Below are 11,588 nucleotides of genomic sequence, written 5' to 3'. Positions count from 1 at the left end.
AGTCACTCCTTGAACTAAAGCACCTTGCCGAGAAAGGCCACGGTGCGGGGATGTCGGGGTTGGCGGAAAATTTGTTCGGGCGGGCCTTCTTCAATCAGTTGCCCGTCACAGAGGAACACCACGTGGTCGGCCACTTCGCGGGCAAAGCCGATCTCGTGGGTGACGATCACCAGGGTCACGCCCAATTGGGTCAGGCCCTTGATCACGTCGAGCACCTCGCCCACCAGTTCCGGGTCGAGGGCCGAGGTCGGTTCATCGAACAGCAGCACCTTGGGGTCCAGCGCCAGGGCGCGGGCGATGGCGACGCGCTGTTGCTGGCCGCCAGAGAGCTGGCGCGGGTAGGCGTCGACCTTGTCGGCCAGGCCCACCTTGGCCAGCAGTTCACTGGCCTTGGCCTGCGCCTCGGCCTTGCTCCAGCGCTTGTGGGCCAAAGGCGCCTCGGCGATGTTTTCCCAGGCAGTGAGGTGCGGGAACAGGTTGAAGTTCTGGAACACGAAACCGACGTCGATACGCCGCTTGAGAATCTCGCGCTCCTTGAGTTCATAGAGCAGGTCGCCCTTGCGCCGGTAGCCGACGTATTCACCGTCGATGGTGATGTGCCCGCTGTCGATCTTCTCCAGGTGGTTGATGGTGCGCAGCAAGGTGGATTTGCCCGAGCCCGAAGGCCCGAGAATCACCGTGACCTTGCCTGGATCGATGGTCAGGTCGATGTCCTTGAGCACCTGCTGGTTGCCAAAGCGCTTGCCCACGCCCTGGATCTGGATACGCCCTGCGCGTGCTTCAGCCATGGGTTTTCTCCTTCAGCCAGCCGCGTATGCGTTGCAGCGGCGTGGGCGGCAACACGCGCGCGGTGCCCCGTGCAAAGTGACGCTCGACGTAGTACTGCGCGCTGGTGAGCACGGTGGTGATGATCAGGTACCAGACGGTCGCGACAATCAGCAGCGGGATCACCGCCTGGGTGCGGTTGTAGATGACCTGCACGGTGTAGAACAGCTCCGGCAGGGCCAGCACGTAGACAATCGAGGTGCCCTTGACCAGGCCGATGATTTCGTTGAACCCCGACGGCAGGATCGAGCGCAGCGCCTGGGGCAGGATGATCCGGAAGATCCGCCGCGAAGCCGGCAGCCCCAGGGCCGCCGCGGCCTCATGCTGGCCGGCGTCGACGCCGATCAGGCCGCCGCGAATGATCTCGGCCGCATAGGCCGCCTGCATCAGGCTCAGCCCGAGCACCGCCACGGTGAATTGGCTGAGCACGTCCACCGTCGACCACTCGGCGAAGACCACGCTGGTGAATGGCACGCCGAGCACGATGTGGTCGTACAGGTAGGCGAAGTTGTAGAGGATGATCAGCACCAGCAGCGCCGGCATCGAGCGGAAAAACCAGATATAGCCCCAGGCCAGGGCCGCCAGCAGCGGCGACCCCGACAGCCGCGCCAGCGCCAGCGCGGTGCCGAGGATGATGCTGAACACGGTGCTCAGCAGGGTCAGCAACAGCGTCTGGCCGAGGCCGCGCAGCACCGACGGCGAGAAGAACCACTGCCCGAACACGCCCCACTCCCAGCGTGGGTTGGTGGCCAGGGAGTGCACGATGGCGAGCAGCACCAGCGCGGCAAAGATCGACCCTGCCCAGCGCCAGGGATGCCGGGCCGGCACCACCTGCAGGGCCTTGATCGGCGTGGAGACACGGCTCTGGCGAACCGGCGGGTCGGTGACCTCATCAATCAGGTCATAGGATTTGGCGACAATGGGCATGGTTTATTCCTCGGCCTTAGAAGGCATAGGTCAAGCGGGTGTAGTAGTAGCCACCGGTAAAACCGAAGGGCGAATAGGTGCCGTAGCTGCTGACCATGGTGCTGCTGGGTACGCCTTGTTTCTTGGGGTAGACGTCGAACAGGTTCTTGGCCCCGATGGCCACGTTGAGGTCTTTGGTGAGGTTGTAGCCAAGGTCGAGGTCGGTAATCCATTTGGCGCTGTAGACCCGGTCGAGGCTGCGGTCATCGGAGACGTTGACCTCCTTGTAGGAGCCGTAGCGGGTCAGGGCCAGGTTGAGGTTGAAGCGGTCGATGCTCCAGTCGCCGCCCAGGATCAGCTTGGTGCTGGGCTGCACACCGGTGATCAGGTTGCGCGCCTGGCGGTCCATCAGGTCATAGGCGGTGCCCAGGATCGTGGTCGACTCCTTGTAGTTGAGGATCTTGGTCTGGTTCCAGTTGAACGCCGCCGTCCACTTCAGCGCGCCGTATTGGCCCAGGTCCTGGCTGTAGTTGCCGACCAGGTCCAGGCCTTTGGTGCGGGTGTCGGCACCGTTGATGAAGTACTGCCCGCCGGAGGTGGAGGTGATGCCGTTGCCTTGCAGTACCTGGGTGATTTCGGGGCCGAGCAAGGTGCCGGTGAGGGTGATGCGGTCACGCAGGTTGATCACGTAGGCGTCGGCGGTGAAGTTCAGGCGATCGGTGGGCGTCAGGGTGAAACCGAGGCTGAAGTTGGTCGAGCGCTCGGGCTTGAGTTCCTCGGCACCGAGGGCCTTGGCCGCCGCCGAACCGACCGGCAGCACGCCGTAGTTGATCGACTGGTACACCCCGTTCACCACGCCATACGTGGTCGAGCGCGCACTGAACAGGCTGTTGGCCAGGGACGGTGCACGGAAGCCATTGCTCACGGTGGCGCGCACGGCGAACTGCGGGGTGAAGTCATAGCGGGTGGTCAGCTTGCCGCTGCGGGTCGCACCCACGCCCTGGTTGTAGTGTTCGTAGCGAAAGGCAGTGCCCACGTACCAGTCCGGCACCGGGTTGAAGCCGACGTCGACATAGCTGGCCAGGCTGTTGCGCGAGGCGCTGCTTTCTTCATCCGGCGAAATGCCGTTGGTGACCTGCGCCCCGGACGATGCACAGTTGCCCGGCGCCACGCAGTAGCCGCCGTTGGCATAGGACGCGTAATCACCGGCCTGGACCTCATAAGTGTCACGTCGATGCTCGAAGCCGTAACTCAGGTCCAGGGGCTTTTGCAGGCCGATGTCGAAACCGCGCTTGAAGTCGAGGTTGGTGGTGAGCTCGGTGGAAATCCAGGTGCCGGAGGTGAAGTGGTTCGGCGTGGCCTCGCCCAGCGACGGGTTCTGGTTATGCGTGGTGCCCTGCTCTGCGTCGTTGCGCCCGTAGGTGGTGGACAAGTCCCAGTCCCACTCGCCGACCGTGCCTTTGCCACCCAACGCGGCCTGGAAATCGTCCTCGTCGATAAACCAGGTCGGCGTGTAGCCGCCGGGGTAACCGTTGGGTCCGGTGGTAATGGTGTTGGTGATGGTCGGCAGGCGGAAGTTCTGGCCCTGCTCGGCCTTGCGTCGCGAATAGGTGGTGAAGGAGTAGAGGCTGAAGCTGTCGTCGATCGGCAACTCGGCGTTGTAGCCCAGGGTCAGCAGGTTGGTCTTGGGGGTGCCGTAGCCGCCGTAGGTGGAGCGCCCGGCCTGCTCATAGGCCTGGGCGTAGGTGTAGCCGTTGGCGCTGGCCTTGTTGTCATCGTTCTGGCTGCGTGCATCCAGCGCCAGCTGCACGATGCCGCCGTTGCCGATTTCAAAGCCCTTGTTGAGGCTTTGCTGCACGGTCTGCTTCTTGCCGTCATAACCCTGGCCGACATTGGTCACCGAGGTGCCGCTGGTGTCGGCCTTGAGGATCACGTTGATCACCCCGGCGATGGCATCCGAGCCGTACTGGGCAGCGGCGCCGTCGCGCAGCACTTCCACATGGTCGATGGCGCTGATGGGGATCAGGTCGAGGTCGGCCGGCGCCGCGCCGGTGTTGATGCCGTTGATATTCAAGGTCGCGGCCGTGTGGCGGCGCTTGCCATTGACCAGCACCAGCACTTCGGCGGCGCTCATGCCGCGCAGGTTGGGTGCGCGGGCAATGCCGCTGGCGTCCCAGCCGGTCTTTTCCGGCAGGGTCAGCGACGGGATCACCGCGCTCAGGGCTTCCATCAGACCGGGCTTGCCGGTGCTCTGCAATTGCTTGGCGCTGACCACATCGATCGGCACCGGGCTGCTGGTGACCGTGCGTTGTTCGGCGCCACGGTTACCGGTGACCACCACGGTAGACAGGGTGCTGTCGTCCTGGGCCTGGGCCGCAGCGGCCAGGATTGCCAGGGCCACTACGGCGGTCGGTTGTAAAACGTGCTTCATAGCCACTCCAGACTTTCCAAATCGCGAGGTCGGGCAATCACGCGGTCGTGCGCGGTGCTCGATGTTTTTTCAAGGGGTGTTGCGGCGATTGGAACTAGGTGTGGGGCAGGTGTGGGGATTGAATTGGCAACATACGTTGAACTCCCTTCCAACGATTCTGCCGCGGGGCGCGTGACCCGGTTGTGGCGGGCAGAATCTGAATTACGCTGGGTACCATCCGAGGTCAGGGGTAGGCTGTTGGATTCAACATAAAGGAATGGATATCAAAAATATAATGCTATTTGGGCATAAGCTAATATTCTCTAAATTCATTATTTGTTATTTGTTTTATTCTTGTTGGTAATGTCTTTTTGAGATTATGTTTGGTGGGGGTGGGGGTACATATCTGTTATCTGGGTAACGGCGGCTATGGGTTCCGCCCTTACGGCGGCTCACTTTTGAAAAGCGCAAAAGTAAGCAAAACGCTCTTGCCCCACCACTCGGCACCTCGCCTAGGCTCGGTGTGCCCGAAAACAGGCAGCCCGAAGCGGGCCGCCGCGACGGGGCGTCCCTGCCCCGTCGCGGCTAAACCGGCGTCCTGCCGGTTTACCCGCTCCGTACTACCTGTTTTCGGCCAGCGTGGTTAATGGGGCGCCTGAGGATCAAGATCAAAAGCCAGATCAAAAGCCGGATCAAAAGCTGATTGGCTTTTGTGTGGGAGCTGGCTTGCCAGCCCCTACATGTTGACCACACCGGTCGGTTCAAGGCCGCAGCAGCTGCATCTGCTGCCGATAATCATCTGTCACCTGCCGCGCCTGGCCATTGCTGGTGATCACCTTGGGCGTGATCAACACTATCAACTCGGTGCGATCCTTGGACTTGCTGGTATTGCCGAACAACCACCGCAACCCGGGGATTTTCCCCAGGTACGGCACCGCGCTGACGCTCTCGGCGTTGTCCTGCTTGATCAACCCACCGAGCAATACCGTCTGCCCGCTCTGCACCGCGACCTGGGTCGACACCGAGCGCGTGGAGATGCGCGGGTTCACCGGCGTGTCGCTGTTGGAACCCGGGTTCTCGGCGTCGCTGACCTGCTGTTGAATATCCATATACACCAGGCCACCCGGATTGATGCGCGGCACCACATCCAGGATCACCCCGGTCTGTACATATTCGACGCTGCTCAAGGTGGTGTCCGCATCGCCGGTGTTCACCGTGGTCTGGCTGATGGGAATGTTGTCGCCGACCTGGATCTGCGCCGGCTGGTTGTTCATCACCACCAGCGACGGCGCCGACAGCACCTGGGTGCGGCCGTTGGTTTCCAGGGCGTGCAGGGCCACTTGCAGGTTGGAACTGACGAAGGAGTAGAACAGCGAATCCGTCGCGCCCAGCCCTGCCCCGCCGCCGCCCAAGGCGCCTTGGCTGCCCGAGGCATTCGCCACCGTGGTGCTGGCGGAATTGCCCGCCAGGCGCCCCAGGTACCACTGCACGCCGAGGTCCAGCTCGCCGGTGAGCTTGACCTCGAGGATGCGGGTCTCGATCTGCACTTGCAGCGGTGGGTTGTCGAGGCGCTTGATCGCGGCTTCGATCTCTTTCCACTGTGCCGGGCGGGTGCGCACCAGCAGTTGGTTGCTGCTTTGTTGTGCGGTGATACGGGTGCCGGCCTCGAGGCTTTTGTCCGGCGCGGCGGATGGCGTTTCCTCGGTGGCTTCGGGCTCATCGGCAGGCGGTGGCGGAGTGTTCTGCAAGCCGCCGCCGCTGCTGTTGAGCGATGACAGGGTGGTGGTGCGCAGGCCCGGTGCGACTCTGGCCGGGGTGTCGTCCTTGATCGCGCCATTGCCGTAGATCTGCCGCAAGTATTTGGCCAGGTCGGAGGCTTTCATGTTGCGCACATCGTAGACGTACATCTGCGGCTCGTTGCCGCCGCCTTCATCGATGGTGCGGATCCAGTCGCCCACTTCGCTGAGGTACTGCGGCTGCGAAGAGATCGCCACCACCGAGTTGGTGCGCTCGATCGGCAAAAACCGCAGCATGCCGGCCAGGGGCATGCCGCTGTCCGGGCCGAACAGGCTCTGCAGCTCGGGCATCAGCTCGGCCACCGAAGCACGTTGCAGGCCGAATACGCCCACCGACATGCCCTTGAGCCAGTCCACGTCGAAGGTGTCGATGGTGTCCTGGTAATTGGCCAGTTCATCCGGGGTGCCCGCCAGGCTCAGCACGTTGCGCGCCGGGTCCACCAGCAAGAATGCGTTCTCCCGGGCGAACGGCTTGAGCAGTTTCTGCATCTCGGTCGCCGAGATATACCGCAACGCAAACAGCCGCGCCGACAAGCCGCTGGACGGCTTGGCCACCGGCATTTGCGGCACCAGCTTGCCCGCCACGGCCTGGTTGGCCGGCAGGATCACGTAGCGCTGGCCCTGGCGGATCATGGCGTTATCGGTCCACGACAGCAGGGTTTCGAGGATCGACAGCGCCTGCTGTTTGTCAACCGGCTTGGAGGTGGAAAAGCTGACATTGCCCTTCACGCCCTGGGCAATGCTGTAATTCTCATGCAGCAGGTCGCCCATCACGCTGTTGATCACCGCTTCAATGGGCTGGTCCTGGAAGTTGAACACGATATCGCCGCTGCCCTCCTCCTTCCCCTGCGCCGTGGCGGCGGGCTGGCGCACGAACTGCTGGTTGCCGCGAATCAGCTGGCGCTGCGGCGGCGCAGGGATGGCCGCTTGCGGGTTTTCGGCCACGGGCGGTGCGCTGGGCGGTCGTTGCGAACCGGTGCCTTGCATGGCTTCGTGGAGCAGATCGTCGTCCGGCTCGAGACGATCGGGAAAGGCGCCACAGCCACCCAGGGCAATGGCGGTGGCCAGGCAAAACGTTGAGGTGCGCAAATCGATCAAGGGAGGGGCTCGCGGGGAAGAGAAGTCGGTGGGCGGGAGGACGGCGGCGGCAAGCGCCTGGCGTAGAGGCTCAAGGTTTGCGTGCGGCCGTCCAGCACAAAACGGGCGTATTGCGGGGTCAGGTGTTCCAGGCGCCAGCCATTGGGCAGGGTCTGCCCCAGGCGCACAGTCAACGCGCGGCCATCGGCCTGCTTGAGCATCGCCATCTGCAGGTTGCCGGTGATCATGATCCCGCTGAGGGTCAGGTTGGCCAGGCTCGACACCTGGGCCTTGCCGACCACGCGATCGGGGCTGCGATCGGGGCTGAACAGCGGCGCCTGCCAGGTGGCGGCGAGGCTTTCCAACGGCACGCTGGGCGCCACCTGCACGCTGGCCGAAGGATGGGCACGCGCGGCGGGCTCGGGCAGCCACTGCGGTTCATCGCCGATGCTGCTAAGGATCACCGCCATCAACACGCCCAAGGCGGCAGCCAGGACCAGCAGGCCCCATTCAAGGGGGCGCAAGGCACTGATCATCGCGCCCCCTGCGGTTGCAGGTAGCCGCGCACCAGCAGGTGCACCACCAGTTGGCCCGCGCCGCCACTGGCCGGGGCCTGCTGGGCACGGCGCACGCGCAGTGCATCGACGAACAGGAACGGCGGCTGGTATTCCAGCTCGTGCAGGATCGCCGTGAGCGGCTCGATGGCGCAGTTGAGGGTGAGGCTGACCTTGACCTGGCGATAGGGCTCGCCGTCGTCCTGCTCCGGGGTGATCGGCTGGCGCTGGGTCAGGCTGCAGCCGCCGCCGAGGTTGGCGTGGCTGTTGATCAGGTCGGCGAGGCGTTGCATCAGGTCGGCGGCGACCACGTCGGGGTCATCCCCGGGCAACAGGCTGGTGCTGCTGGCCGGGTCCTGCCTGGCCTGCTCCAGTTGCTGGCGCAGGGAATCGCCCTGGCGCAGCACGCCGGCGTAGCGTTGCTGCTGCTCGCGCAGTTGCTCGGCCTGTTCGCCCATGGCGCGCAGGGGGCCGGCGAACCAGCTGTCGATCAGCAGCCAATAGGCCGCGCCGACCACCATGGCCAACAACAGCAAGGCCGCGCCGCGACGTTCACGGGGTGTGAGGGGTCGGCGCATCGGCGGCCTCCTGGCGTAGATGAGCGCGCAAGGCAAACTGGTCCTTGCCGGTGCGGGCATCGGGTTGAATCACCCCTTCGAACTGGGCGTTTTCGAGGCTGTGGCAGCCCTTGATCCGGGTAATCAGGGCGCTGGCCTTGGCGCTTTGCCCGGCAAACGAAATCTCGCCGTCCTTCACATCCAGCTGGTCGAGCCAAGTGTCGGCGGGCAGGCAGGTGGTCAAGTCATTGAGCAGCGCAGCCAGGGGCGGTTGTGCCAGTTTGCGCCGGGTCAGGTACTGCGCCGCACCACGTGTCGTGAGCAGTTGCTGGCGCAGCGCATGCACCTGCGCGACCTCGGCCTTTTGTTGCTGGACACTGGCGTGCATGGCGTCGAGCACGCGTTGGCGGTCGTTGAGCCACAGCAGCATCGCCGCGATCAGCAAGGCGCCGCACAGCCACGGCAGGCTGCGTTGCAAGCCCTTGCCCACCGGGCGTTGACGCGGACGCAACGGCGCCGGAAGCAGGTCGATGCCCAGATTGGCCACATCCACCCGATGGGGATGCAGGCCGAACGCTGCGCAGTCGATAAGGATCTGGTCCAGGCGCTCGCGCAGGATGGCGACCAATGTCACCTCAAGGTGGCTGGACGTGCGCCGCTCCTGGCGGGCGACGAAGTACAGCTGTTCGGCTTCGAACGGCGTGTAGCGGTCCAGTTCATAGCCGACCACGGCGTTGAGATTGCGCGCGGCTGCCAGCGGCAGTTGCACGGTTTGCAGCAACACCGCCTCGGGCGCGAGCATCAGCACCTGGCGCGTGCTATCCACGGCAACCGGCGCCGTCAGCGGCCACGGGTGGATCTGCTCCGGCGGTTCGCGCAGCACCAGCCAACGCGGCAGGCAACCGCGCAGTTCCGCGAGCCACAGGCGCCAGCCTTGTTGCAGCAGGCTGCCACGCCAGTGCCGGGCGATGGGTTCGAGTCGATTCATTCTTGCCAACGCAGCACCCGGTAGGGTTGTGCGCTGTCCTCCGATGGGCTCAATAAAACCGTGACTTGCAGCCGGGCCTGATAGCCGCCGGGGCGTTGGGCGCGGCTGTCTACCACCAGCACTTCACCCGGGTCGGCGCCCTCGGCGTCCGCGTGTGGCAGGTTGAGCGCCTGGCGCATCAAGGGGCTGGCGAAGGCCGGGTCGGGGCGATCGAGGTCGCTCCACAAGGTGATCTCGGGCAGCAGTTGGCTGTACAGCGCCTGGGTCATGCCGGGCAACTGGCGCACTTCTTCCAGCACCCGAAACGGCGCCAGGCCCTGGTTGCGTCGCGCCTCCAGCGCCTTGACCCACTGCCCGGCCTCGGCCGGACTGGCGCCGCAGGCGAGGGCCAGGCGCATGAGGTCCTGCGCCTCGGCGTTGATCAGGTAGAGCTTGCCGCGCTCGCTGCGCAGGTTCACCTGCACCTGCGCGTCATCAAAACTCAAGGCCCTGTCGCGGCCATCGGCGATCCAGTGTCGATCAGCCATGGCCATGGCGATGCCGGCTTCGGCGGCCAGTACGGTCTGGGTGTGCTGGCGCAGCCACAATGCCTGGCGGCTTTCCAGTTGCACCCAGCCGGCCAGGCCGCCGAGCAACACGGCGAGCAAGGCCAGCACCCACAGCACCAGCAGCAGCGCGGCACCGCGCTGGCGCCTCATTCCTCGACGCTCCCGCTGGACAGGTTCAGGCGCAGGGCAATCACCTGGGTCACCCAGGGCACCGGTCCGTCGACATGCGCGGCGATACGCACCGCCGCCGGCAGGCGCCGGGGCCACGGCCAGGTGTCGATCCAACCAGTCGGTTGGCCCAGCGGGGATAGCCCGCGATAGCTCAATTGCAACCTTTGCAGGTGGTCGAGCAGCACCTGCGGCTCATCACGCGCGACGGTGCTGGCCGATTCCAAGCGCGAAAACGCCACCTGCAATTGCTGCCCGGTCCTTTGCACCGTGAAGCGTTGAATGCCGCCGCCGAGTACACCGGGCAAGGTCGCCACAAACTGCAGGCGCTCGGGCGTGCCGACAAAAAACCCATCGGCCTGGCTGTCGTCCTCGGTCACGTCCAGGGGCAGCGCTTCGCTGATCGCCGTGCGCAAAAACTGCTGGGCGGCGCGCCTTTCATCCAGGCTGACTGTGTAGCGCTGGGCCTTGGCCACCGCGCGATTGGCGCCCAGCAATGCGCCGCCCACCAGCACCAGCAACATGCTGAGCAAACTCAGGACCACAAGGATTTCCAGCAAGGTGAAGCCCTGCTCGCGGCGCGTCACAGGCGTGCCTTCAGGGTGCTGAAGTGCGCCTGGTGCTGGCCTTCGCGCACGCTCAGGTCGAGGCGAAACAGCTGCGGCTGCTGGCGGGTACGGGTCAGTTGCCAGTGGATGCCATCCAGTTCGCCCTGGCTGCGCCCTTCGACCAGGCGCCCGGCCGCTTCCTGGTCCAGCACGGTGAGCGCCACGTGGGTGAGCCGATCGCTGCGGGCGACGTGTGCCAACGAGCGCGCGCTCTGGCCGAACGCGACCAGCAGCACCGTGCTGCACACCGCCATCAGCGTCAACGCCGCGAGCATTTCGAGCAGGGTGAATCCCGCCTGGCGTTTCATGGCAGCACCCGGGACTGGACGCTGCCGGTCAGCCAGCCGATATCAATGCGCCAACGTCGACTGCCGTTGGCCAGCACCAGATGGCCGCCGGTGGAACTGCCATCGGGGTAAAACTCGATGGCCGATCCCGCCTGTTCAGCCGTGTGCAAACTGACCTGCAACTCAGGCGGCCAGTGTTGCAGCGCACGGCCCGGTGCCTGGAAAGTCCTGCCCGGCAAATCGAACGCCGTGCGCGCTACCTGGCCGTCGACAATCGCCCCGGCCCGCGTGGTGCGCAGCGCATCGACCAGTTGCCCGACCACCCGCCGCTCCTGCGCCGCCTGCAGCCCCTGGCGCACCCCCAGCCCCAGCAGCCCGGCAGCGACGCCCAGCAGCAGGATCACCACCAGCATCTCCAGCAGGGTAAAGCCGCGCTGGGCCATCGCCGGGTTACTCCCAATTGCCCAGGTCGGCGCTGTAGCCGTCGCCGCCCGGTTGGCCGTCCTGGCCGTAGAAGATCAGGTCGAAAGCGCCGTGTTCACCGGGGAAGCGATAACCGAAGGCGTGGCCGAACGGGTCCTTGAGGTCCGACGGCTTGGCATATGGCCCGGCCCAACTGGCCGCGTTGCCGGGCTTGTCCACCAACTGCTGCAGGTTGTTGGGCGGCGAGCCGACATCCAGGGCGTAGCTGTCGATTTTCATGCTCAGGCTCGCCAGCTGCGCCTTGCCCGCGCCGTATTTGCCCTTGTCCACATTGCCGCCGACCTGGCGTACCACAATGGTTGCAACGATGCCGAGCAGCACGATCACCGCGAGCATTTCCAGCAGGGTGAAACCGCGTTGGCGGCGTGAAGATTTCATCGG

Annotated in this window: 12 protein-coding genes; all 12 read right to left on the bottom strand. The window is 64.9% G+C overall.

From position 1 onward, the window contains the following. Positions 1 to 14: 14 nt before the first annotated feature. Positions 15 to 788 (bottom strand): amino acid ABC transporter ATP-binding protein, encoded by a 774-nt coding sequence (locus C9990_RS10510; RefSeq protein WP_065903551.1) that lies wholly within the window; start codon positions 786 to 788, stop codon positions 15 to 17. Continuing rightward, positions 781 to 1,752, bottom strand: a complete 972-nt coding sequence (locus C9990_RS10505; protein WP_106803222.1) for an amino acid ABC transporter permease — start codon at positions 1,750 to 1,752, stop codon at positions 781 to 783. The genes C9990_RS10510 and C9990_RS10505 overlap by 8 nt, the downstream gene beginning before the upstream one ends. A 16-nt stretch (positions 1,753 to 1,768) precedes the next feature. Continuing rightward, positions 1,769 to 4,162, bottom strand: a complete 2,394-nt coding sequence (locus tag C9990_RS10500; RefSeq protein ID WP_065903555.1) for a TonB-dependent siderophore receptor — start codon at positions 4,160 to 4,162, stop codon at positions 1,769 to 1,771. Positions 4,163 to 4,902: 740 nt separating this feature from the next. Continuing rightward, entirely contained in the window at positions 4,903 to 7,026 is a 2,124-nt protein-coding gene (gene gspD, locus C9990_RS10495; RefSeq protein ID WP_106805625.1) for a type II secretion system secretin GspD, read from the bottom strand. Positions 7,027 to 7,031: 5 nt separating this feature from the next. Further along, complete coding sequence (locus tag C9990_RS10490) at positions 7,032 to 7,550, bottom strand: general secretion pathway protein GspN (protein ID WP_106803221.1); 519 nt, start codon at positions 7,548 to 7,550, stop codon at positions 7,032 to 7,034. Beyond that, positions 7,547 to 8,146, bottom strand: a complete 600-nt coding sequence (gene gspM / locus C9990_RS10485; RefSeq protein ID WP_106803220.1) for a type II secretion system protein GspM — start codon at positions 8,144 to 8,146, stop codon at positions 7,547 to 7,549. Before gspM ends, C9990_RS10490 begins: the two co-directional genes overlap by 4 nt. Next, positions 8,121 to 9,113, bottom strand: coding sequence for a PilN domain-containing protein (locus C9990_RS10480; protein ID WP_106803219.1), 993 nt, complete (start codon positions 9,111 to 9,113; stop codon positions 8,121 to 8,123). Before C9990_RS10480 ends, gspM begins: the two co-directional genes overlap by 26 nt. After that, on the bottom strand, positions 9,110 to 9,811 hold the full coding sequence (locus C9990_RS10475) for a general secretion pathway protein GspK (protein ID WP_106803218.1): 702 nt from the start codon (positions 9,809 to 9,811) through the stop codon (positions 9,110 to 9,112). Before C9990_RS10475 ends, C9990_RS10480 begins: the two co-directional genes overlap by 4 nt. Continuing rightward, on the bottom strand, positions 9,808 to 10,416 hold the full coding sequence (locus C9990_RS10470; protein ID WP_106803217.1) for a prepilin-type N-terminal cleavage/methylation domain-containing protein: 609 nt from the start codon (positions 10,414 to 10,416) through the stop codon (positions 9,808 to 9,810). Before C9990_RS10470 ends, C9990_RS10475 begins: the two co-directional genes overlap by 4 nt. After that, on the bottom strand, positions 10,413 to 10,745 hold the full coding sequence (locus C9990_RS10465) for a prepilin-type N-terminal cleavage/methylation domain-containing protein (protein ID WP_106803216.1): 333 nt from the start codon (positions 10,743 to 10,745) through the stop codon (positions 10,413 to 10,415). Before C9990_RS10465 ends, C9990_RS10470 begins: the two co-directional genes overlap by 4 nt. Beyond that, positions 10,742 to 11,167 (bottom strand): Tfp pilus assembly protein FimT/FimU, encoded by a 426-nt coding sequence (locus C9990_RS10460; protein WP_106803215.1) that lies wholly within the window; start codon positions 11,165 to 11,167, stop codon positions 10,742 to 10,744. The genes C9990_RS10465 and C9990_RS10460 overlap by 4 nt, the downstream gene beginning before the upstream one ends. Before the next feature lie 7 nt (positions 11,168 to 11,174). Further along, complete coding sequence (gene gspG, locus C9990_RS10455; RefSeq protein ID WP_106803214.1) at positions 11,175 to 11,585, bottom strand: type II secretion system major pseudopilin GspG; 411 nt, start codon at positions 11,583 to 11,585, stop codon at positions 11,175 to 11,177. Between the last annotated feature and the right edge of the window lie 3 nt (positions 11,586 to 11,588).

Source organism: Pseudomonas sp. S5D5, from assembly GCF_003013355.1.
GTDB lineage: Bacteria > Pseudomonadota > Gammaproteobacteria > Pseudomonadales > Pseudomonadaceae > Aquipseudomonas > Aquipseudomonas aylmerensis.
This window is presented reverse-complemented; position numbering and strand designations above follow the sequence as displayed.

Coding starts and splice junctions, on each gene's coding strand:
- C9990_RS10510 (WP_065903551.1), bottom strand. CDS start 788: ATGGCTGAAGCACGCGCAGGGCGTATCCAGATCCAGGGCGTGGGCAAG.
- C9990_RS10465 (WP_106803216.1), bottom strand. CDS start 10,745: ATGAAACGCCAGGCGGGATTCACCCTGCTCGAAATGCTCGCGGCGTTG.
- C9990_RS10490 (WP_106803221.1), bottom strand. CDS start 7,550: ATGATCAGTGCCTTGCGCCCCCTTGAATGGGGCCTGCTGGTCCTGGCT.
- gspG (WP_106803214.1), bottom strand. CDS start 11,585: ATGAAATCTTCACGCCGCCAACGCGGTTTCACCCTGCTGGAAATGCTC.
- C9990_RS10475 (WP_106803218.1), bottom strand. CDS start 9,811: ATGAGGCGCCAGCGCGGTGCCGCGCTGCTGCTGGTGCTGTGGGTGCTG.
- gspM (WP_106803220.1), bottom strand. CDS start 8,146: ATGCGCCGACCCCTCACACCCCGTGAACGTCGCGGCGCGGCCTTGCTG.
- C9990_RS10505 (WP_106803222.1), bottom strand. CDS start 1,752: ATGCCCATTGTCGCCAAATCCTATGACCTGATTGATGAGGTCACCGAC.
- C9990_RS10500 (WP_065903555.1), bottom strand. CDS start 4,162: ATGAAGCACGTTTTACAACCGACCGCCGTAGTGGCCCTGGCAATCCTG.
- C9990_RS10460 (WP_106803215.1), bottom strand. CDS start 11,167: ATGGCCCAGCGCGGCTTTACCCTGCTGGAGATGCTGGTGGTGATCCTG.
- C9990_RS10480 (WP_106803219.1), bottom strand. CDS start 9,113: ATGAATCGACTCGAACCCATCGCCCGGCACTGGCGTGGCAGCCTGCTG.